Below are 20,364 nucleotides of genomic sequence, written 5' to 3'. Positions count from 1 at the left end.
CACCGCGACGACTGAACCGCCGCGGCGGATCACCCGCGGCGAGTTGCCGGTGGTGATGGGGCGACTGATCGACCAAGTCGATGACCCGGCGGTCAAGCGTGCCCTGGAGAACCCGGTCAACCCGAACGAGCCCAAGGGTCTCGGCACGGCCGCCACCCGCGACACGATCCTGCCCAAGCTCCTGAAGAGCCGCTACATCACGTTGTCCAGCGGTAAGGATCCGGCCATCGAGATGACCGAGGTCGGGCTTGCCTTCATCACGGCGGTGCGACGCGTGTTCCCAGCCTACGGCGACCCGGTCGGGCGCGCCCTGTTCGAGGCGGAACTCGCCGAGATCGGTCGCGCGGCCACGCGGGCCGAGGCCATCGAGCGCGCCGACGCTTTCCGGCAACGCACGTGCGCGCGCCTCGACGAGCTGATCGCCGCGATCTCGAACTCGACCGTGGTCAGCCTCGACCCGAGCCTGATCCCGCCTGATCAAGCCGACGATCGACCGCCGACGCCGGCCATGGTGTCGTTCGCGGTGAGCTTGGCGGAGAGAAAGGGCGTGAAGCTGCCGCGCGGCTGCAAGAGCAGCATCAGCGTTTGCCGATCCTTCCTGGACATTCATGCGGGGCCGCGTGCGCCCCAACTGGAAGACGGCGCTGGCCGCCCTCAGGGCCGGCGTATCCCGAGTGCGGCGATGCTCAGCTACGCGCGCAGTCTGGCGGAGCAACGAAGCATCCCCTGTCCGCCGGAGGTCGAGACAGACTTCGACGCGTGCCGGCGCTTTCTCGATGCACACGGCTCACGGCCGCAGCGTGGATCGGAAACACCGAGTTCCGGCTCGACGAAGGCCAAAGGGCCTGCTGGGCGCGGTAAGCGGCGGGGCAGGGGGGCACAGGCGCCGAGGCAGGTCGCAGCACCACGTCGAGCCTGAGGCGCTCGACTGGGGTTGAGGCCAGGGACCCGTCGCCAATCTTGTCGCTGCGGATCGCTCATGGTGCTCGCATCCGACTGTCCCAGGTCTCATGGCCCCTGTAGCGATAGCTATGTGGCGCCTCGGATCGACGCTCTATCTCGACCCGACACTGGGCAATGAAGAGGGTGCATGTCTCACTTCCCGACGTCCCGTCATGCCGATCGCACGAGCCTTCAGCTGAAAAGCGAGGTGCGCGAGGCATCTTCGAGTGAGGTCTGGGCGGAAATCGAAGCCGAGCGCCAGGCGCGTGATGAGCGGACGCAGCGTTTGCGAGGGCTGAGACGGGCACGCGAGCACGGGGCTTGCTAATTGCCCACCGGCCTGACCATGTCCGGGACCGCGAACATCCGGGGGAGGGGGCGAACGGCATCGCCTCGTTCGCCGACGCTGCATCCGAGGTTCACCACTGATCCAACCGCGCCCTGCTGAAGGGCGATGCGTTGTCGCGTGTGCAGGTTATCGCCGCCGCCTCAGTGGCGCAGCCGGCCGCGACCTACGAGCATGCAGAAGACGGCGAGCGCGACCGCGTTCACGGTCAGGCCCCAGCCGTAGCTTTGAAGTGACTGCGCGTGGATCGGATGGCCGAAGTCACCAAGGCCGACGAGCGCGCCGACAACGGCCAGCGCGACGAACAGAAGGGCGAAGATGAGCATAATTCTCCCTCTTCGATGCAATCTGGGGTTCTGAATCAAAGCGGCCGACCCAAGCCGGTTCCAGGGGTCACGCCCGCCGGTAAGCGATTGCCGGTGCTGGCCTCAAGAGATTGCGAAGCGACCGCGCATCGTTGACCCCGCGTGGTGCTCGTGGCCGCACCTGAGGTGCTCGATACCAGTGGCATCCGCCCCTAGATCATCACGGCTGCTGGTGACCTCCGGGCGCCCTGCCGGCTCGTTTCCCGTCATCTGTAGAGGCCGTGGGCCGGCGCCGCGCGGTGTCCAGTTCCCCCGCATGCGCCGACCCTCACGCGACCGCCCGGCCTAGGCGCCACGGGCGAGGTGCGGAGAACTGATCCGTACCTAACCTGTCATCGCGTATCCGCCCGCAACTGTGCCGTGTGGTGTCGCGAACGACTCGGGCACATCAGCGAGGGAAGCGCTGCTTTAGTAGGAGTGCGGGCAGAAAAAAGGCCGCCCTCATGGGGCGGCCCGAAGTCTTGGGAGGAAACGCCCTTGGGAGGGCTGCTCGATCGCGATGCCATCGCGATCGAACGGGTCCAGCTTATGCACCTGCCGTGCAGCGAACAACCGTCCGCAGGTTGCAGCACGCGCATAAGTGCTGTTTCTTATCCTCCCAGGTGCGCGCCCACACCATGGCTCGGTCCAAATGGAGGTTGGCTCGAGAGAGTCCCGCTCAGCTTCGAATTACCTATGTTGTCTATCAGTTTCGCCGAGCCGCGCGGATCGTCGCCGCAGCAGCTTGAAAGGCGAGCGCCGCATCGAGCCCGTCCATGACGTATTCCGGCCAGCGTATCGGGGCCATGCGGACGGCGAGTGTCACGACCGCCGAAAAGGTAGTCGCGATCGCGTCGTTGCGCGCGCTGAGCCAAGTCGCCTTGATCAGTGGGTTCGTGTCGTGCCGGAACCGCGTCAGGCTGCCCGCCGTGAGGTAGGCGATCACCGTCGCACTGGCTGCGGAGAAGCCGAGCAGCCCAGGATCGATCGGACGCGGATCAGCGACCTTGTCCCACAGATCGTACAGCGTCTGCAGGCCCCCGACCGTCAGGACCGCGGCGATGAGGTAGGCGGATAGCCGCTCCGCCCGGGCACCGCGCCCGAACACGAACGCCGCCACGGCGTTCAGCAGGACCGTGTAGACCCAGTCGAGCGCATCCTTGAGGAATTGGGCCGAGCCGATAGAGAGGGCGTAGGCGATCTGTGCGGCGGCGAAGATGGCGATGCCGAACGCGATCGCCCACACGGTGCGCTTGTAGGCGTGCCCGTGTGCGTCCAGCCTGGCGCTCACAGCCCCAGCAGCCAAACCGATGTCATCCTGAGACCTTCCCAAACCGGGCGCATTCAGGACGCCACGGCGAGGCGCGTGAAGCTCACCGCGCTGGCAAACCCGGCGAAGGCCGCCCCGAGCCCCATCGCCAGAGCTGGCCCGTGGGTCTCCGCGATCGCGAAGCAGGCCGCGACGAGGGCGGCGCCCAGGGTCTGGCCGAGCAGCCGCGCCGTGGCGACGATCCCGCTCGCCCCACCCGAGCGACTCGGCGGCGCGCTGGTCATGATGGCACGCAGGTTCGGGGCTTGGAAGAAACCGAACCCGGCCCCGCAGACCGCCATCCGCCAGATGATGTCCGCGACGCTCGGGTCCGTCGGCAGCAGCGCCAACAGCCCCATGCCGAGCGCGAGGCCGGCGAGCCCAATCCCGCCGAGCAGGCCGGGAGCGTAACGATCCGAGAGGCGTCCGGCGACCGGCGCCATCAGTGCAACCACCACCGGCCAGGGCGTCATCAGGAAGCCGGTCTCGACCTGCGAGCGGCCGAGGGTGTGCTGGAACAAGAACGGCAGCGAGACGAAGGCCAGCCCCTGCGCCGCGAAGGAGCACACCGCGGTCAGGGCCGACAACGCGAACAGCGGGCGCTTCAGGAGGTCGGCCGCCAGCATCGGCGCCGGGTGCCCGGCCTGGCGAAGCAGGAGCAGAGTGAAACAGGCGAGCGCCCCGCCGACCTCGGGAAGGACGCGCCAGAGCGGCCCTTCGTGGGCGGCCTCGCCCAACCCGAGCACGAGGAGCGCGAACGCAACGGCGTTGAGCAACGCACCGGCAACGTCGAAGCTGTGCCCGGAGCGTCCGGTCTCTGGCAGCGCGGTCCAGGCCAGGGCGAGAGCGCCGAGGCCGATCGGCACATTGACGGCAAACAGCCAGGGCCAGGGCGCGACCAGCAGGATCAGCGAGGCCACGGTCGGGCCGACCGCGAACCCAACGCCGACCACGAAGGCGTTCAGCCCGACGCCGCGGCCGAGCTGATGCGCGGGGTAGATGAAGCGGATCAGCGCGATGTTGACTGCCAGCAGGGCGCTCGCCCCGATCCCCTGGAGCACGCGTGCGGCGACCAGCGTCGGCAGGGACCAGGCCAGGGCGCAGACGAGCGAGGCGCCGGTGAACAGGATGAGGCCGGCGACGTAGATCCGCCGTTGCCCGACGATCTCACCGAGGGCCGCGATCGGCAGCAGCGTCGCCACGACCGCGAGTTGGTAGGCATTCACGATCCAGACCGAGGCGCTAGGATCGATCCCGAGGTCGGCGGCGATGGTAGGCAGCGCCGTGTTGGCGATGGCGGTGTCGAGGGTGGCGAGCGCCACTCCGGTGAGCACCGCGATCATGGCTCGGCCGCGTTGGCCCAGTGGTAGCCCGTCGCGGACCGCTGCAGTCGGCATCGGAGTCGTGACGGTCATTCAGAGGTGCGATCTCGCGGTAGAACGGACCTCGGACTGCGCCCCTTGCTACGTCTTGGCAATGACACCGTATCATCACCTCTGCGCGAGAAGGCGCCGCGCTTGTCCCGACGTTGGAAAGCACCGATCCAAACCTACGGAACACCCTAGCGGCGGTCCTGGCTTCGTCTCGACGTCCTTAGCGTCTGGTCTCCGACGCCCCATACCAAGTGGACCTTGTAAGTGGGGTGTACGAGCCGAGTTTCGGCCGCGTCGAGGACCCTCTGCCTGAGCCCGCCGTTCCCGTCCGTATGCTGCCATCTCCGGCTGCACGATGGCGGACCCATTATGACCGATCCATTACGCATCGTGATCGTGGGTGGCGGTGTTGCCGGCCTCATCCTCGCTACTCGCCTCGGCCGCTCCCACGGCCGCAGCGGCCGAGCCAGCGTCACGCTTGTCGACCGCAGCCTGTCTCACGTCTGGAAGCCGATGCTTCACACCTTTGCCGCCGGCACGGCGCGGCCGGACCGGCAGCAGGTGAACTTTTTGGCCCAGGCCAAGGCGAGCGGCTTCTCCTTCCTTGCAGCCGACCTCGACGGGATCGACCGCGACGCGAGAGTGGCCGTGGTACGGCCTCTAGGGCGGCGGGAGCCAGACCGCGGGCCGCTGCCCCCGCTGCGGGTTGGGTATGATCGCCTTGTCCTGGCGCTCGGAAGCCGCGCCAACGACTTCGGCACGCCAGGCGTGAGCGACCACTGCGTAGCCATCGATGATCTCGCCAGTGCCCAAACTATCCATGCCCGCTTGCGCGATCACGCGCTGGCCGCGTTGCATCACGAGGACGAACTTGGCCTCGCCATCGTCGGAGGCGGGGCCACGGGGGTCGAGCTCGCCGCCGAACTGAAGCGTGCGGCCAACCTGCTTGCGGCCTACGGGTCGCCGAGCCTGCCGCACCGCTTCCGCCTCGCGTTGATCGAGAGCGGGCCGCGGTTGCTCGCGGCCTTTCCCGACCGCATCGCACAGGCCGCATCTGAGACGCTTCGGGATCTCGGTGTCGACGTGCGCACCGGAGCCATGGTCACCGGCGCTGACGCCGACGGCTTCATCCTCAAGGACGGCAGCCGCATCGAGGCGCGGATCAAGGTCTGGGCCGCCGGCGTGCGGGCGCCGGACGTGTTGGCCCGCTTAGAAGGGCTGGAGCGTTCGCGGATCGGCCAGCTCGTCGTCGATGAGGGTCTGCGCATTACCCGCGATCTGGCCATCCTGGCGCTCGGCGATTGTGCGGGCCTCGTCGATCGCCGAACTGGCAAGACGGTGCCCGCGACGGCCCAGGCTGCGACCCAGCAGGCGCATCACCTCGCCCGGCATGTCGAGGCTTGGTGCAGTGACGGCCCGGTGCCGGCTTTTCGCTACCGAGACCGGGGCGCCATCGTCTCTCTCGCGGACTACAACGGATGGGGCACGCTCGGGCGCTACACCTTCGGCGGCGGGCGCCTGAAAGGGCTGTTCGCGCGCCTGGGCCATGCGCTTCTCTACCGTCAACATCAGCTCAGCCTGCTCGGTCCGGTCCGCGGGCCCCTGACGTGGTTCGTAGACAGCCTTGATCACCTCGTCAGCCCTCCCGTCCGGTTGGATTAATGCCCGTCTCGCCTCGCACTAAACCTGATCCACGCAGCCTGTAAGCGGACGTTTGCGCCTTCGGCTTGGAGTGGGCAGCGGAAGTTCGATCATCGCAAGATGAAGGTCTGAAGCGCAGCCGAAGCGGACGATCCAGGCTCCGGCCATGTCCCGCGGTCTTCAGCTTTTTCTCATATGCAAACGCCGTCGATGTTAAGCGTCGAGGGTACTGCGCTGACCTCGATCTCTCACAGCGGTGTGCAGTGTCCGGGACAGTTGCTCGATCGAGTAGGGCTTCTGCAACAACTCGAACCCGTGTGTGCCTTCCCGCGCCAGGACGTGGCTGTAGCCCGAGGTCAGCACGACCGGCAGTTCGGGGTACCGACGCCGGATCTCATCGGCGAGATCGATCCCGCTCATGCCGGGCATCACCACGTCGGAGAATACGACGTCGAAACGGTCGGCGTCCTTGGCCAACTCGATCAACGCCTCGGCGCCGGTGGCAGCGAGGATCGGCAGGTAACCCAATTCGATCAGGGCTTGCACCGAGAAGCTGCCCACGTCCGCATTGTCCTCGACCACCAGCACGCAGGTGGCATGGCCGACCGTCAGCAGGTCCGGTCCGATGGCCTTGGCCCTCTTGCGCCGCGTCACTGGGACACGCGGCAGGTAGAGCGTGAACGTCGTGCCCTCGCCGACGACACTCGACACCACCACGTCGCCGCCGGACTGCTTGGCGAACCCGAACACCTGGGAGAGTCCGAGGCCCGTGCCTTTGCCAATCTCCTTGGTGGTGAAGAACGGCTCGAAGATCCGGTCGAGCTTGTCCGAGGCGATGCCGCAGCCGGAGTCCTTGACCGAGATCGCGACGTATGGCCCGTCCATGGCCTCGTGGGTGCGGATAGCGGGCATCGCGTCGGCCGGGCGCACCGCGATGTCGATCCGCCCGTCCCCGTCCATCGCGTCGCGGGCGTTGACCGCCATGTTCACGAGCGCCGTGTCGAACTGGCTTGGGTCGGCGTTGATGAACAGGCGTCGTTCGGGCAGGTCGAACCCCAGCTTGATCCGGGTCCCGGTCAGTGTCCCCATCATATCGGTGATCGCGCGAACGCCGTCGCAGGCTGCGAACACCTCGGGCTTGAGCGTCTGGCGGCGGGCGAAAGCGAGCAACTGGCTGGTCAGCCGGGCGGCGCGGTCCACCGTGTCGGAGATGGCCGCGACGTAGCGAGTGCGCCGCTCCTCGGCGAGGTCGGGCCGCTTGAGCAGGTCGGTGGACGACTTGATCACCGTGAGCAGGTTGTTGAAGTCGTGCGCGACGCTGCCCGTGAGCTGGCCGATGGCCTCCAGCTTCTGCGATTGGCGCAGCGCCTCCTCGGCCTTCAGCAGACTTTTCGCCTGCTCGGTCTCGACCGTCACGTCGCGCCCGTAGCAATAGATCAGATCGTCCTCGGGTGTCGTGACCCAGGCGATCCAGCGGTGGCTCCCGTCCTTGTGACGGTAACGGTTCCGGTGCGGCGGTAGGGGCTCCCGCCTGGCTTGCTGGAGCGCCTCTCGGGATGCTTGGTGGCCGTCCGGGTGGGTGAAGGCGAACAGATCTCGGCCGATCATCTCCTCGGGCGCCCACCCCAGCAGCCGTGTCGCGGACGGGCTGACGGCCTGGAACACGCCGTCCGCGTCGCTGACGACCTGCAAGTCCTGGGCGTTGCGCCAGACCCGGTCGAGATCGGCACTGCTTCGAGCGACTAGCGTTCAGCCCGGTCAACGCGGCTTCCGCCCGTGACAGGGTTTCGCCCTTGCGGCGGAGGTCGAGAAGCGTCGTCACCTGTCGGGCCAGGGCGGTCAGGCTTTCCCGTTGGCTCCTGGTCAGACCGGCCGGGCGGGGCTCCAGGTCGATCACGCACAGGCTGCCGATGGTCACGCCCTCCGGGGTGCGCAACGGCGCTCCCGCGTAGAAGCGAATGAACGGCTCGCCGGTCACCAACGGGTTGGCGTCCGTGCGCGGGTCGAGCGTCAGGTTCGGGATGACCAGAATGTCCGGCTCGGCGAGGACGAACTTGCAGACCGAGCTGTCGAGATCGGTCTCGCAGCGTGGGAACCCGATGCGGGCCTTGAACCACTGCCGGTCGCGGTCGACGAGGCTGACCAGCGCCACCGGCGTGTCGCAGATCCGGCACGCCAGCAGCGTGAGGTCCTCGAAACCTTGCTCGGCCGGCGTGTCGAGGATGCCGTACTCGTCCAATGCGGCCAGACGCGCGCCATCGTCGGCCCTGAATAGCTGGGCCGTCGATGGGGGGTCAGACACTGTTGTCTGCCATCGCCGACGGGATCGCGCCGGCGCCGGCTCGCCTTTTCTGTTCCTGCACTCTGAGAAGACGGATCGCGGTGCGGCTCAGATCGCTGACCGACGTGTACTCGCCCTCGGAGACCTGGCTGTCCACCCACTCCGCGAGGGGGCCGGTCAAGGCGATGTGACGAGAGTGTTTCGCGGGCATGGTTGGCTCGTGCCACCACCGGAAGCCGGGTGTTTCCCCTATCACACCCGAACCCGCGTGCCCCAACATATGATCGGCCTGCCTCCTGACGCCCTTCACGAAATCGCGCATCGGCGATGGGGCGACCCGGACGAACTCAGATGATCACGATTTGCAAAAATCACGGACGGAATGACGTGTAGATCGTCTGCTTTTATCGGAAAATAGACGTTGCACCGTATCGGTCGGAATTTCTGAGTTGGGTCGCGAGCAGGCTTTAACGTCGCTGCCGAAACCGGACGTTCCGTCATCGACCCATTCATACGACTGCGCTCGCGCGAAACAACGTCTAATTTGGTCAAACAAACTATCGGGGAAGGGCATTTGACCGCCCGTGATCTGTGCGGAGATCTCAGACGGCCAAACATTGGTTTTCAAGCGGGCTGTTCGCCCGTCGAGATGACTGCGATGTCGGACGGGGGGTTGTCGAGCACCGCCTGCGCCCGAGCCTTGTCCAAATCCCCTTCCCACGCGGCCACGACGACAGTGGCGACGCAGTTGCCAATTAGGTTGCCCACGGCGCGCGCCATGCCGATGAACCAGTCCACCGACAGCACCAGCACCAGGCCGATCGCCGGGATCGACGGCACCGCATTCAAGGTGGCCGCCAGGATCACGATCGCCGAGCCCGGGACGCCGTGCGCGCCCTTCGAGGTCACTAGCGAGATGCCGAGCACCAGCATCAGGTCGCCGAACGACAGGGGCGTGCCGGTCGCCTGGGCGATGAACACAACCGCCAGCGTCAGGTAGATCGAGAACGCGTCGAGGTTGAACGAGTAGCCGGTGGGCACGACGAGCCCAACTACCGAGGGCTTCACGCCCATGTACTCCAGCTTGCGCATGATCTGCGGCAGCACCGCATCCGACGAGGCGGTGCCGAGCACGATGGTCAGTTCTTCTCGCAGGTAGCCGAGAAACTTGAAGATGTTCACCCCCGCCACCCGTAGCACCGAGCCGAGGATGACGATCACGAAAAAGGCCACCGCGACGTAGAACAGGCCGACGAGGGAGAGCAGCTGGGTGAGCGAACCGACGCCGTACTTTCCGACCGTGTAGGCCACGGCGCCCAGCACGCCGAGCGGGGCGACACGGACGATCAGGCCCATCGCCTTGAACAGGACGCCCGCCACGGCGTCGATCAGGTCGGTGACCTTCCGGCCCTGCTCGCCGCCGTGAAGGGATAAGGCGACGCCGAACAGGATCGCGAAGAAGAGCACCTGCAGCACGTCGTTGCGGGCGAGCGCGTCGAACGAGGTGGTCGGAATGATGTTCAGCAGGAAGCTGGAGAACCCGCCACCCTGAAGCTTGTGCGCATTGTCGGCGTAGGTGCTGAGCGCCCTGCCGTCGAGGGTGGCGGTGTTGATGTTCATCCCGTGGCCGGGCCCGACCAGATAGGCGAGCACCACGCCGAGCGCGAGGGCCACCGTCGTCATCACCTCGAAGTAGATCAGCGCCTTGACACCGACGCGGCCGACCTTCTTCAGGTCGCCGGTCCCTGCGATGCCGTGCACGACGACGCAGAACACGATCGGCGCGACGATCATCGAGATCAGCTTGAGGAAGGCGTCGCTGAACACCTTCAGGCCGATGGCGAACTCAGGCGTGGCAACACCGAGGACGATGCCAAGCACCAGCCCGACGACGACCTGAAAGAACAGCGACTTGTAGATCGGCTCGCGCGCTTTGTCTGGCGCCGGCAGGTGTGCAGACTCGACCGACATCACGTCATCTCCTGAGAAAATCGGCTTTTTGGGATACGCGAGACGCGTGTCGGTGGTTGGTTTTCTTGGTTGACCGGGCCCGCTCGGTGGCTGATCTGGACGATGCCGCGGGCCTCAAGCCGCCTCAACGCGTCGTGAGCCATCATTCGGGAGACGCTGAACAGCTTAGCGAGGCTCTGCTTGCGGAGCGCGTTCTGGCCGTGATGCGGCTTGCCAAGATAGCACCCAAGGCCACGCGTTCGATCGAGCTCGACGTTTTTAAGAAGTGCATGTAGATCAGACTTCCATGTAAGAGTATGTGCAAATAGCGTACCAAAAAGCAAATTGGCGTGCCCTACCGCAAATCGGAGTTTGGATCACCGCCGCGGCTAGGAATCGGAACTACATTTAATCAATAGATCGCACTTTTAATGGCTGAAAGCAGCTGAACCGCGCCTACTCATGCCGGATGCGGGACTTGCGCTTGTCATAAACCCAAAACGGTGCGCGTTCAGCCTCGACAAAGGGCTCGGCTCAGCCTGAGCCGCGAGCAATAAATGTCGGATTCGAACCACAAGCGTGCTGTGCCATGGTTGCCCTACCTTGACAAATAGGAATATATTCTGATAACTTTGCTTTGGGCTGCTGCTTCGTGGCCTTCATCAAGGGCCAACATGGAGCGCCCAAAACCCACGCTGACGCCGAGCCGCCGAGCGCGACCGCCCGGTCGTTCGAACCAACCTCAGCCATCCGCAACCATCCCGGAGGGGTCTCATCCGAGGCCCCTTTCGCATTTCTGGAGCCTGCTATGACAGCAGCAACCGCTACAAAAACCAAAGGTGCACTCATCCCGGCTGAAAGCCCGCTCGCCAAGCCGATCCCAGCCCTTGTCGTGTTCGGCGCCGACAAAGGCGGCAAACCTCACGCAGCTTGGTTTCCCACCCCGGATGTGAGCCTAGCCACGAAGGCCGCCGCGACCATCGGGTTCAGGGCACTCGTGCTTTGCGACGACGCTCAGCGTTCGGCCGCCACCGACCTGCCGCAGGGCCGGGTCTTCAGCTCCGGCCGCGCCTTCGTGCCGTTCGTCGATAAGGAGGTCTACCAACGCTTACAAGCCCTCGCCGGAGGACTGGTCGGATCAGACACGACCACCATCAGGTTGGCAGCACAGAGCTTCGAGAAACCCGCTGACAGCGACGGTGGCGGTTTTGGCGGGTCGAGCCCAGCGGATCCCCGCTACCCGCGCAGCTGGGCCGGAATCGCAATCGGCAGCTTGGTGCTGATCACCGAGGGTGAGGAGGACGGCTGGTACGAGGCCGTCGTTGTCGCCTCGAAGCCGGGCGGCGAGTTCACGTTGCAGTGGCGCGATTGGCCGGATCTGCCGATGCTGATGCGCCGGCGCGATGAAATGGCCTTGTTGCACCCGAACGCTGCTGCTGAGGCCGAAGCCTAATCAAAGTCAAATGACAAAGCTGGCCGGCGGCTCGATGAGAGCCGCCGGCCAACGAGTTTCTCGGCGGTGCGAGACCTTATGTCTGAAATAAAGGCATTTCAGCCATCCAGCAGGAATGTGGTGCAAATAATTCGCAAAGTGCCGTGATAACGAAACTTGTCAGAATGCGCTTCAATTGCGAACCAGCCATTACATTGAATGAGCGATATTCGAAGCGAGCCAGCGTCAATATAATTAATCTTCTGAAAACTAGCGAGGCCGAAGATGATATCATGAGTGCTTTCGACATACTGAAAGCCGGCTATGTTGAATGTCGGCGAGGTTGCAGCGCGCGACAAAGCTGCGGTATGCTGTAGAATCGCTATCGACCCTTATGTGGAACACATGTGCTTAGGCGGCGAATGCAATACAAGTTGACACTGGCTTCCATGTTTTCGTGACATGTAGGAAGGGAAGCCCGTGGTGCGTTCGTGGGCTTCTATGCACTAGGATAAATGCCGGCGAGAAGAATGGGCGTTCCAGAATGTCGCAGAACGCGCTTGTGACTATACCCGATTTCGAACGCCGCTCCCGGGCGGTGCTTTCCGCCGACGTTGTCGGTTACACCCGATTGATGGAGGCGGCGGAGTCCGAGACACACGCAAGATTCCGCGCGTTACGCGTTGATGTGATCGACCCTGGAATATTAACGTTCCGGGGGGAAATTATAAAAAATACCGGCGACGGATTTCTCGCCGTATTCACAAGCCCGGACGACGCTGTGCATTGTGCGGCAAAATTGCAAGCTGCTATTTTAGCTTACCAGAGAGATATCCATCAGTCTCATAAAATCTATTTGCGAATGGGACTGCATTGGGATCCGGTCATCTTCGATGATAACGACATCTTCGGAAGCGGTGTGAACATTGCGGTCCGTCTTCAAGGGGCGGCGCCCCCGGGTGAAACCGTTATTTCATCGAGATTGCTTGACAAAGTTCAGAACTTACAAGACTTCAAGTTTGTCGACTTGGGCGAACTGCCATTAAAAAATCTTACGCAGGCGGTCAGGGCATTTGTGATGCCAAGCTCCGAGGGCAATAATACGGACCCATGGTGCCCGGTTGGAATTAAAACAACATCCGCAACACCTCCTACTGTCGCAGTGCTGCCGTTTGTATACCTCTCCACAGATCTTGCAGGAAGCTATTTTGCGGAAGGGTTCGTTGAGGACATCATATTGTCCTTGAGTAATATTTCAGAAATTCTCATCGTTTCCCGGGGCTCGACAATGGCTTTCCGTGGCGGCTCAGTTAATCCAGACGAGGTGAGCGAGAAGCTCGGTGTTCGTTACGTTCTAAGCGGTAGTGTACGACGCACAGGCAGTCGGGTACGAATCGCCGTCGAGCTCGTCGACACCTTAGATACTGCTGTAATTTGGGCCGAGCGTTACGACGAGCCGATCGAGGAAATATTCTTTCTTCAGGACGAAATAGCGACAAAAATTGTCGATAAGATCGCGGCTTATGTTCGGCGCACCGAGTTGCAGCGCGCTTTGCGGAAGCACCCCCAGAATCTTAACGCATATGACTATTTGCTGCGTGGATTGGATTGCTTGTTCCGGCTGGACTCCAGTAGCTTTATCCGTGCACGCGCCTTCCTCGAGCGAGCGCAAGCGGAAGACCACGACTACTCCGCACCTTATGCATTTTTGGCTCTTTGGCATATTCTCAATATTGGGGAAGGTCGCGCCGCAAAGCCAAATGCGGAATCGGCGGCGGTTATGCGATTAGCGAGTTGTGCTATCGAAAGGGACCCTTGCAACGCATTGGCGATCGCTATTGAGGGTCATGGACGCGCCATGTTTTTTGGGGAACATAGTATATCGTTGGAATACTGCGAACGAGCTATCGCGTTATCGCCTAATAACTCCTGGGCATGGCTTTTCAGCAGCAGTACGCCGGGCTTCATAGGCGAAGGTATTAGAGGTGTCGAGCGAGCGGAGCGGGCAATCCGACTTTCTCCGATTGGCCTTCAAGCATTCTTCAATTATACACTTCTGGCCCAGAATCACTATTTAGCTGACAACTTCGAGGAAGCGATCCGATGGGCAAGAAAGGCCCTTTCATTAAATCCGCGCTTTGGAAATGCTGCTCGGGTACTCTCCGCTGGTCTAGTTGCTACAAGTCGCATGAGCGAGGCTAAAGATATAGGCAACTATCATCGGCAGATATTACCACAGTTCAGAGTTTCCGAATATCAGAAGCGCTGTCCGTTTGTTGAGCCTTACGCTTCACAATATGTGGATAGATTGATTGCGGCGGGACTAGAGAACTAAAGCAACTTCCAATAAGTCTGATCTTTACTTTGGGAGGATAAAATGGGCGGTGGTGGATTTGCTGGCGGCGGCGGCGGCGGCGGCGGCGGCGGCGGCGGCGGCGGCGGCGGAGGCGGCGGCGGAGGCGGAGGCGGAGGTGGCGGCGGAGGCGGAGGTTATGGCTCCTGGCCCGTGACCTACCCAGTAGTTGACCCACTTACCTCGATAGATCCGGACAAACTGAGAGTTAATGCGATATTTCCGTCGTCGGCATGGCGCTCGGATTATTTTAGCTATCTAGCACTTGCGGAGTTCGGCAGGACGGATTGGCGTTGCATCAACAATTTCGATCTGCCGAAGGCGTTTGATGACGACGACATGATTGAGGAGCTTGAAATGCTGATCGCGTTTGCGCGTGACAAACGTGCAAGCCGTACCCAAGAAATCCTTGATCAAGACCCTGGCCCGCCGCCATATTTTGCGCACATGCTAATGTTGTCCGGGAGCTCTCATCCGAATACTTTAAGATTAATAGATATGGCGGATCGAGTGGGATTGATGATCGCCATGTATTTTAAGGCAATTTTTAATCGCGCGCGCCCACAACAGGTCTTCCCGGCTCTATTGCCTCTGGTTAACTCCCCGCCGCATCCCTCCTTTCCAAGCGGGCATTCACTGGAAAGCCATATGATCGCGCTTGCGCTCACTGATGTAACGCCCGCGGATGGGCCTGCGCTGATCTCCCTAGCGAACCGAATTGGCGAAAATCGTGAAATCGCCGGAGTACATTGGCCGAGCGACACTAACGCCGGTCGCTCAATTGCTCAACAAGCCTATCCACTCCTGAGTCAATGCCCGATCTTTAAAACCGTACTTGCCCAGGCTCAAGCAGAGCCGGGCGGACCACTGCAACTCGTATCGCCGCCAGAGTGTCAGATGGAGACGCGTAGTCGGCGACCGTCGTCAAAACTTACAAGAAGAAGAGAGGTCTAAACGAGTCGTCGCTGGGGCGGGGATCTAGCCTCCTTTTGCGCCGCCCTGTTGAAGCGCGCTGGCTAATGACTTCAAACTCGAAATAAATTCAGGAACGGGTGTCAGCGTACGTAAGGAGCGGTCGTGGTGTATCGGTACGAGCTGCACCACAACGTCCGTCTCCGCCAGACAAAATTCCGAGCCTCCAGCCTTTTTGAGCCACAACGCAGCAGTGTTAACTCCAGGGGCTAGAACAAGACGAGGCTGGAAGCCTTGTCCTAAAATGTCGACGCCCTTCAGGGTGTCAACGAGATTATCTACTAGCGGGCCCTCATTGAGCCCACTAAACTGAAATTGCCCGTTGGGACGGCTGATTGCCTCCGCACTCGCAATCCCTTCTCCGTTCACCTCGATGATAAAGCGCCATCCGACATCGGTAAGTTCCGCTTTCTGATCACCTTTGAGTATTGCCAGCGGGATTAAAAAGACCCGATGTGGGCTTACCAGCTTGAACTCGCGCATGTCTGCGCGGCGTAATTTTGGCGTACGAAATGCACCTTGCGCTGCCAAAGCGGACAAAACAGACCTAACTGCTTCTTCAGCTTTGCTTGAAGGTTGAGACTCGACGCGTTCGGCCACGACAGTTTTACTCCTTCGTAAAGTAACTGTCGGTCCAGCAGCCGTCCTGAAGATAACCAGTTCGGAGGACCTCATAAGGCACGTCGGAATGGCCCCATAACGGGTCTTCTATTGCGATGAGCTGGGAACCGGCCAATGCGGAACTGTCAGGCAAGTAGCCAATGATAGTGATAAAATGTGCTCCGCCCGAACTCCAAGCAACTCGCGCGCAGAGTGGTCGGCCGCCGTCAAGTTCCGCTTGTACATCGGTAAAGGATGCGGCAACTGAAGGATACCACGCTTGCAGATGCCGGACGCGGTGAAGAGCGGAGGCAAGGAAGCCGTACACGTTACAAGGTCCGTTGGCGTCTGCCCCACAACAATTCTTTCGATGCAACTGTGCGCCCGCAATCAGGCACTGTGTTTGCTGCGTATATCGATCGAAATATGCAGCGATGCTCGCAGCTACAGCAGCCCAGCACCAATTCGATTGGCTTTGTGGCTGCATTGAGAACTGCAGCAGTCGCCAGTCAGACAAGCCAATGCTCCTATGTTCAGAGAGTATCTTAGTTGATTTTATTTCCGATGCAAAGACGCTTCTTCGTTATATCATAAAGGGATGTTTTTTTGTTGCGTAATCACCGCTTCATCGTCCTCTCGTACTTATCCGTGGCTTCAAAGTCATTTAGCCCTATGGAGGCTATTTTATAACGGTATTCAGGCTTATAATCAGTCAATCTTATCCCATTTCTGACCATTTTACATTCAATCGTACGAAATAATTGGAATGATATCGCTTTAAATTCTGAAAGTACTGGTCGCATGTAATTACCCACGCCCTTGCGCGGGACGGATTTCGCTGATTCCCTCGTGAGATGGGCCGCAGCGAACTGGAACGGCTGAGTCGCGAGGAGCTGATCGAGCTGGTGCTGCGGCTGCAGCGGCCAGAGAAGACCTCACGCACCTCATCCAAGCCGCCCGCGACGGATCGCAAGGAGCAGCGCGAGCACTCTAAGCCCAGCGGCGCTAAGCCCGGTCACGAGGGTCACAGCCGGGTGCTGAGCGATGATCCCAATACGATCGTCCAGCATCGTCCCGAGGCGTGTGCGTGCTGCGGCGCTAGCCTACACGCCGCTCTTCCGGCAGAGATCGTCAGCGTCTTCGAGCGGATCGAGCTGCCCGCGGTGGCTCCGATCGTGACGCAGCACCAGCGGATTGCCGTACAGTACCCAAGCTGTGGGACGCGGGTCGTGGCTCCGGTGCCGAAGGAAGCGCAGAGCACCCCGTTCGGGCCACGGCTGCACGCTGTGGCGACATACCTGAAGACCTTTCAGGCGCTCTCGTATAAGCGGCTGCAGGCGGCGCTCTCCGACCTCTTCGGCCTGACGCTCAGCCAGGGCGGGTTGATGAACTTGCTCCGCCGCGCGCAGGGCTGCTTCCATCCCAGCCGTGACGCGGCCATCGCGATGCTGCGCAAGGCTGAGGTCGTCGCCTGCGACGAGACCGGCGTGCGCATCGAGGGCTCGAACGCCTACCACTGGCTCTTCCACTCAGCACAAGCCGTAGTGCACACGGCCTCGCCGACGCGCGGCGCTGTGGTAGTGCGGGAGATGATGGACGGGCATCGACCAACGGTGTGGATCTCGGATCGCTACACCGCTCAACAGGGCCACGCGGCCGAGCACCAGACCTGCCTGGCGCATCTGGCGCGCGATGTCGCCTATGTCGTCGAGGCCAGCGACGATCCCGTCCCCTGGCGCCTGCAGCTCTGGCTGGGAAGCGTGTTCGCCCTGGCCGAGCGCGTCACCCACTTGGCCGCCTCGACGCTCTCGGCCAAGCGCCGGAGCCTGGATCGGCAACTCGGCGCCATCCTGGCCACGCCGAGTTGTTGTGATCTGACCCGCGACCTGCAGGCCAAGATCAGCCGCGCGCGCGATCAGCTCCTGGTCTTCCTCGCCTATCCCGGAAAGGTCGAGCCGACCAACAACGGCTCCGAGCGGCTGCTGCGTCCGGCCGTCGTGCAGCGGAAGGTGACCAACGGCTATCGCGCCATGTGGGCGGCTGAGGGCGAGGCCGCCATCCGCACCGTCGTCGACACCGCCCGCCTCACAGGCAGCAGCCCCTTCAGCACCGTCCTCAAAACTATCGGTGCCTGAACCCTGCCATCAAACGCGTGGGTAGTTACCCAAGCGACGCAGGCAGGCAGTGGATGCGATCCAGGAGAAATACGGTCTCTCGGAACGTCACGCCTGCCGGATCGTCGGCCAGCATCGGGGCACGCAGCGCTACGTGTCCGTGCTGCCGGCCGACGAGGATGCGCTGACCCGTGCCATCATCGCCCTGGCGTCTGAGTACGGACGCGACAGATACCGCCGCGTCACCGCGCTTCTGCAAACAGCGGGGTGGCAGGTGGGCAAGGATCGGGTTCAGCGGATCTGGCGTCGTGAGGGGCTCAAGGTCCCGCAGAAGCACCGGCCACGCAGCCGCCTGTGGCTGAACGATGGGTCCTGCGTGCGGCTGCGCCCGCTCCATCGCAATCACGTCTGGAGCTTCGACTTCGTACAGGCCCGGACACACGACGGACGCTCGCTTCGGATCCTGACGCTGATCGACGAGCATAGCCGGGCTTGTCTGGCACTGAAGGTAGCGCGACGCATCAACAGCGTCGGCGTGATCGAGGCGCTGGCGGAGGCGATGTGTCTGCACGGCATCCCGGAACACATCCGCTGCGACAATGGCCCGGAGATGATCGCGAAGGCGTTGCGCAAGTGGGTCGCCAAAGCCGGCGCGCAGATCCAGTACATCGCTCCCGGGTCGCCGTGGGAGAACGGGTATTGCGAGAGCTTTAATGGCAAGCTTCAGGACGAGTGCCCGAGACAGGAGATCTTCTACTCGCTGAAGGAGGCGCAGATCGTAATCGGTTTTCGGCAAACGACCTACAACCGCGTCCGGCCGCATTCGTCCCTAGGCTACCGACCGCCCGAGCCCGTCACCTTCCCCGATCTGGCCTTCCGGCTACCCATGGCCGCCACCATGCAGTAGCCTCGCAACTGGCCCGGTCCAAAAGACCGGTCAGGTCACCCGGGCCTCTCACGATCGGCGTCGGTGAGGTCCTCGAAGCTTTCATGCTTGCGGATCAGCGCATCTTGCATCGGGCCACGGCGGCGAAGGGCGATCTGTCACCCTATGATTGGTGCGGGACATAAACCCCGTCATAGGACGGATTTATCCGGCTATCAGAAGCTAAGTGAATGAGGCTGCTATGGGTGATGACAGCGTTGCTCGCGGGCGACAATGTCCTCGTTGATGGCGATAAGTACGTCGCTCCGCGGTATGGATATGAACCGCGTCGCTCTGAAATCAGCACGGCTTCGTCGGACATCAACTGCGCGTCGCAGGCTTGCCATCTGGACGCTGAACTATGCTGGCGTTGAAGCCGAGGCCGGCCCGGCTTCAGCAAGATAAGCCCAGGCCGCGGCCTCATCGGTGAGGTCGAACGTTTTAGTCTCCACCGGCATGACCATCCCAAACAGGTTGATCATCGCCTCCGCGAACTTCGGAGCGCCGACGACGACGTAGTGCCTGATGTGGGCGACCGAGCGCACCTTTACGCTCGTCGCGTAGCCGTCGAACGTCGCCCCGAGGTCCGATCCGTCATAGTTCGACACGATGATCAGCATGTCGATCTTGCCATGCGCCTGCATCGCCTGATCGGTCACTGACGACATCCACTCGATGTCGGGCTTGGTGATCTTGCCCTTCAGTTCGAATGCCACGAGGTCGGGACGCGGCGCCTCGCGCTGGATGACCGATCCATTCGGTGCACTGCTCATGGCTGTCTCCTATCCGGTGCGAACCGCGCATCGATCACGAAAGTTGCGTCAGCCGACCCGCGGCGGAGCGCGGAGCGTCCAGATCACCGTGCCCGTGGTATCCGTCAGCGCGGCCGTATCGAGCGTCGTGTTCGACGTGATCGGGTCGAAAGCCTCGCTTGCGCGAGGGCCTCCTCGCGCGTTTCAGCGTCTATATTGAAGCGCTGCGTGCACTCGCTGTGTCTGAACACGCTCGCATTGTGCCTCCATGGACAATGCGGATGAATAGTCATGAAATAAAGCAATCAAATGATGGGATGTCGTGGTTGTATGTCATAATCGGCCCTAGTTAAGTATTAAGTAAGAACCCTATCAGAGTAGTTCAGTGCAAATCCTAGCACCAGATGGTGCACGGGTGGTGATGCTCCGGAAGGCGGATCCATGAAGCGCGATTGTCAGGCATGCAGGGACGGCAAACCGCTGCCGTTTGAGTTCACGATGGCGTTCCATCCCATCGTAGACGTCAGTCGGTGCACGGTCTGGGGCTATGAGGCTCTGGTCAGGGGCACTGAGGGACAAGGCGCCGGGCAGATCCTCGGCATGGTCGATGAGAGCAACCGCTACAAGTTCGACCAAGCCTGCCGCGTCAAAGCGATCGAGCTTGCCGGCCAGCTGTTTCAGGATGCCGAGACCCGGCTGTCGATCAACTTCATGCCCAACGCCGTTTACGAGCCGGCCGCCTGCATCCGCGCAACGCTCGATGCCGCTCGTCGGGTCGGCTTCGCACACCGACAGATCATGTTCGAGTTCACTGAGAACGAGCGCATGACCGACGTAGCGCACGTCCAGCGGATCATCGCCGAGTACCGCAAGCAGGGTTTCGCGACCGCCTTAGCAGGCTGCTGCAAAAGTCGCTGGCGGCTTGTCTGGTGAGATGATTCACTCTGTCGGGGAGATCGGCGGGGTTTGAGCGATGCGCGGGCGTGAAGAGGGATCGGCCAACCTGTTCAGCTACGTCCGGCTTGAGGAC

General features: G+C 62.1%; 17 protein-coding genes and 3 pseudogenes. 9 read left to right on the top strand and 11 right to left on the bottom strand.

From position 1 onward, the window contains the following. On the top strand, positions 1 to 919 hold a 919-nt coding region (locus MKK84_RS05645; protein ID WP_409566447.1), incomplete at its 5' end, for a DNA topoisomerase. A 512-nt stretch (positions 920 to 1,431) separates the two neighbouring features. Here MKK84_RS05645 and MKK84_RS05640 read toward each other — a convergent pair. From MKK84_RS05640 to MKK84_RS05630, 3 genes are all read right to left on the bottom strand, one after another. Next, positions 1,432 to 1,614, bottom strand: a complete 183-nt coding sequence (locus MKK84_RS05640; protein ID WP_243917368.1) for a hypothetical protein — start codon at positions 1,612 to 1,614, stop codon at positions 1,432 to 1,434. A gap of 724 nt (positions 1,615 to 2,338) precedes the next feature. Continuing rightward, positions 2,339 to 2,923 carry a cation transporter gene (locus tag MKK84_RS05635; protein ID WP_243917366.1) on the bottom strand — a complete coding sequence of 195 codons (585 nt, stop codon included), beginning with the start codon at positions 2,921 to 2,923 and terminating at the stop codon, positions 2,339 to 2,341. Positions 2,924 to 2,976: 53 nt separating this feature from the next. Next, positions 2,977 to 4,356 carry an MFS transporter gene (locus tag MKK84_RS05630; RefSeq protein ID WP_243917364.1) on the bottom strand — a complete coding sequence of 460 codons (1,380 nt, stop codon included), beginning with the start codon at positions 4,354 to 4,356 and terminating at the stop codon, positions 2,977 to 2,979. A 327-nt stretch (positions 4,357 to 4,683) separates the two neighbouring features. Here MKK84_RS05630 and MKK84_RS05625 point away from each other — a divergent pair, with 327 nt between their 5' ends. Further along, positions 4,684 to 5,976: an NAD(P)/FAD-dependent oxidoreductase gene (locus MKK84_RS05625; protein ID WP_243917363.1), complete on the top strand. Its 1,293-nt coding sequence runs from the start codon at positions 4,684 to 4,686 to the stop codon at positions 5,974 to 5,976. A 192-nt stretch (positions 5,977 to 6,168) separates the two neighbouring features. Here MKK84_RS05625 and MKK84_RS05620 read toward each other — a convergent pair whose 3' ends face one another. From MKK84_RS05620 to MKK84_RS35845, 5 genes and pseudogenes are all read right to left on the bottom strand, one after another. Further along, a complete protein-coding gene (locus tag MKK84_RS05620) occupies positions 6,169 to 7,647 on the bottom strand; it encodes an ATP-binding protein (protein WP_243917361.1) in 1,479 nt (492 codons plus the stop codon). Positions 7,648 to 7,831: 184 nt separating this feature from the next. After that, positions 7,832 to 8,107: pseudogene (locus tag MKK84_RS35850) on the bottom strand (GAF domain-containing protein); the annotation flags it as partial. Between the two features lie 142 nt (positions 8,108 to 8,249). Next, positions 8,250 to 8,447, bottom strand: a complete 198-nt coding sequence (locus MKK84_RS05610) for a type II toxin-antitoxin system ParD family antitoxin (protein WP_243917359.1) — start codon at positions 8,445 to 8,447, stop codon at positions 8,250 to 8,252. Between the two features lie 413 nt (positions 8,448 to 8,860). Beyond that, positions 8,861 to 10,207 carry a dicarboxylate/amino acid:cation symporter gene (locus MKK84_RS05605; RefSeq protein WP_243917357.1) on the bottom strand — a complete coding sequence of 449 codons (1,347 nt, stop codon included), beginning with the start codon at positions 10,205 to 10,207 and terminating at the stop codon, positions 8,861 to 8,863. Continuing rightward, entirely contained in the window at positions 10,207 to 10,530 is a 324-nt protein-coding gene (locus MKK84_RS35845) for a GntR family transcriptional regulator (RefSeq protein ID WP_409566446.1), read from the bottom strand. Before MKK84_RS35845 ends, MKK84_RS05605 begins: the two co-directional genes overlap by 1 nt. A 464-nt stretch (positions 10,531 to 10,994) precedes the next feature. Here MKK84_RS35845 and MKK84_RS05600 point away from each other — a divergent pair, with 464 nt between their 5' ends. From MKK84_RS05600 to MKK84_RS35670, 4 genes are all read left to right on the top strand, one after another. Then, positions 10,995 to 11,639 carry a hypothetical protein gene (locus MKK84_RS05600; RefSeq protein ID WP_243917355.1) on the top strand — a complete coding sequence of 215 codons (645 nt, stop codon included), beginning with the start codon at positions 10,995 to 10,997 and terminating at the stop codon, positions 11,637 to 11,639. 523 nt (positions 11,640 to 12,162) lie between these two features. Next, a complete protein-coding gene (locus tag MKK84_RS05595) occupies positions 12,163 to 13,953 on the top strand; it encodes an adenylate/guanylate cyclase domain-containing protein (RefSeq protein ID WP_243917354.1) in 1,791 nt (596 codons plus the stop codon). A gap of 49 nt (positions 13,954 to 14,002) precedes the next feature. Beyond that, positions 14,003 to 14,128, top strand: coding sequence for a hypothetical protein (locus tag MKK84_RS35390; protein ID WP_279599384.1), 126 nt, complete (start codon positions 14,003 to 14,005; stop codon positions 14,126 to 14,128). Beyond that, positions 14,125 to 14,925: a phosphatase PAP2 family protein gene (locus MKK84_RS35670; RefSeq protein ID WP_243917352.1), complete on the top strand. Its 801-nt coding sequence runs from the start codon at positions 14,125 to 14,127 to the stop codon at positions 14,923 to 14,925. Before MKK84_RS35390 ends, MKK84_RS35670 begins: the two co-directional genes overlap by 4 nt. A 24-nt stretch (positions 14,926 to 14,949) precedes the next feature. Here the strand turns inward: MKK84_RS35670 and MKK84_RS05585 are convergent, their stop codons facing one another. Then, positions 14,950 to 15,543 carry a hypothetical protein gene (locus tag MKK84_RS05585; RefSeq protein ID WP_243917350.1) on the bottom strand — a complete coding sequence of 198 codons (594 nt, stop codon included), beginning with the start codon at positions 15,541 to 15,543 and terminating at the stop codon, positions 14,950 to 14,952. A 7-nt stretch (positions 15,544 to 15,550) separates the two neighbouring features. Beyond that, positions 15,551 to 16,030 (bottom strand): papain-like cysteine protease family protein, encoded by a 480-nt coding sequence (locus MKK84_RS35840; RefSeq protein ID WP_409566448.1) that lies wholly within the window; start codon positions 16,028 to 16,030, stop codon positions 15,551 to 15,553. A gap of 367 nt (positions 16,031 to 16,397) precedes the next feature. On the opposite strand from MKK84_RS35840, the gene tnpC reads away from it, so the two are divergent. Both tnpC and MKK84_RS05575 read left to right on the top strand, forming a co-directional pair. Next, positions 16,398 to 17,678 (top strand): IS66 family transposase, encoded by a 1,281-nt coding sequence (gene tnpC, locus MKK84_RS05580; protein ID WP_243917348.1) that lies wholly within the window; start codon positions 16,398 to 16,400, stop codon positions 17,676 to 17,678. A 28-nt stretch (positions 17,679 to 17,706) separates the two neighbouring features. Further along, a pseudogene (locus MKK84_RS05575) lies at positions 17,707 to 18,564 on the top strand (IS3 family transposase); the annotation flags it as partial. Between the two features lie 377 nt (positions 18,565 to 18,941). On the opposite strand, the gene MKK84_RS05570 reads toward MKK84_RS05575, so the two are convergent. Further along, entirely contained in the window at positions 18,942 to 19,355 is a 414-nt protein-coding gene (locus tag MKK84_RS05570) for an STAS/SEC14 domain-containing protein (protein WP_243917346.1), read from the bottom strand. A 420-nt stretch (positions 19,356 to 19,775) separates the two neighbouring features. Between MKK84_RS05570 and MKK84_RS05565 the strand changes: the two are divergent. Beyond that, positions 19,776 to 20,228 (top strand): annotated as a pseudogene (locus MKK84_RS05565) (EAL domain-containing protein); the annotation flags it as partial. Positions 20,229 to 20,364: the final 136 nt, after the last annotated feature.

The organism is Methylobacterium sp. E-065, from assembly GCF_022829605.1.
Classification (GTDB): Bacteria; Pseudomonadota; Alphaproteobacteria; order Rhizobiales; family Beijerinckiaceae; genus Methylobacterium.
The sequence above is the reverse complement of the archived record's forward strand: the minus strand, read 5'-3'. Positions and strand labels throughout refer to the sequence as shown.

What these genes read in the sequence shown, in the direction of transcription:
- MKK84_RS05640 (WP_243917368.1), bottom strand. Translation starts at nt 1,614, where the DNA reads ATGCTCATCTTCGCCCTTCTGTTCGTCGCGCTGGCCGTTGTCGGCGCG.
- MKK84_RS05630 (WP_243917364.1), bottom strand. Translation starts at nt 4,356, where the DNA reads ATGACCGTCACGACTCCGATGCCGACTGCAGCGGTCCGCGACGGGCTA.
- MKK84_RS05625 (WP_243917363.1), top strand. Translation starts at nt 4,684, where the DNA reads ATGACCGATCCATTACGCATCGTGATCGTGGGTGGCGGTGTTGCCGGC.
- MKK84_RS05610 (WP_243917359.1), bottom strand. Translation starts at nt 8,447, where the DNA reads ATGCCCGCGAAACACTCTCGTCACATCGCCTTGACCGGCCCCCTCGCG.
- MKK84_RS05605 (WP_243917357.1), bottom strand. Translation starts at nt 10,207, where the DNA reads ATGTCGGTCGAGTCTGCACACCTGCCGGCGCCAGACAAAGCGCGCGAG.
- MKK84_RS05600 (WP_243917355.1), top strand. Translation starts at nt 10,995, where the DNA reads ATGACAGCAGCAACCGCTACAAAAACCAAAGGTGCACTCATCCCGGCT.
- MKK84_RS05595 (WP_243917354.1), top strand. Translation starts at nt 12,163, where the DNA reads ATGTCGCAGAACGCGCTTGTGACTATACCCGATTTCGAACGCCGCTCC.
- MKK84_RS35840 (WP_409566448.1), bottom strand. Translation starts at nt 16,030, where the DNA reads ATGCAGCCACAAAGCCAATCGAATTGGTGCTGGGCTGCTGTAGCTGCG.
- tnpC (WP_243917348.1), top strand. Translation starts at nt 16,398, where the DNA reads ATGGGCCGCAGCGAACTGGAACGGCTGAGTCGCGAGGAGCTGATCGAG.
- MKK84_RS05570 (WP_243917346.1), bottom strand. Translation starts at nt 19,355, where the DNA reads ATGAGCAGTGCACCGAATGGATCGGTCATCCAGCGCGAGGCGCCGCGT.